Origin of the sequence: Agrilactobacillus fermenti (genome assembly GCF_021030645.1) — a bacterium.
Classification (GTDB): domain Bacteria; phylum Bacillota; class Bacilli; order Lactobacillales; family Lactobacillaceae; genus Agrilactobacillus; species Agrilactobacillus fermenti.
In genome coordinates this window covers 1-565 of the sequence record NZ_JACGCJ010000071.1, presented here as the reverse complement: position 1 = coordinate 565, position 565 = coordinate 1, and the positions used below count along the sequence as shown (strand labels likewise).

At 42.7% G+C, this 565-nt stretch carries 1 protein-coding gene; it reads left to right on the top strand.

Annotated elements, in window-relative coordinates:
• Positions 1–565, top strand: a 565-nt coding sequence (locus FHQ08_RS12645) for a transposase (protein WP_230914747.1), incomplete at both ends; no start/stop codon positions are given.

The following is a 565-nucleotide window of genomic DNA, read 5'->3' as shown; positions in this document are numbered from 1 at the left end:
ATAATCCAGCAATGCTTTTAAAAGTCATCTTATTTGCCTATACCAGACAAAACTTTTCTGGCCGTAAGATAGAGGCTATGGCTCAAGAGAATATTCCGACTAAATGGTTGATCGGTGATCCAGATACCGTTCCTAGTTACCGTACCATCAATAGATTTCGTTCTTCCGACCAGATGAAGCGGTTGGTAGAGGCAATGTTCTTGAGCTTTCGGCAATTATTAAAAGCCCAAGGCTTGATCGATGATAGTGCATTATTCATCGATGGTACGAAACTACTTGCTGATGCCAACAAGTATACCTTCGTCTGGCGCAAGGCCTCCGAAAGGTTTGAAGGACAACTAGATAAAAAAATTGCTGGCCTTTATCAGGAACTCGTTCAAAATAAAGTTGATCTGGCAATGTCAGATGAAGCGCCAAAGACAGACTCAAAAACACTTGAAAAAACGTCCGAGCAGTTGACTAACGAAATCGAACGGTTAGATCAAGTGATTGCGACAGAGCCGATTATTCCCGGCGGTTCACCTAACAAACGCCTACGGCGAAAGTTCAAACATGACCGTCATTT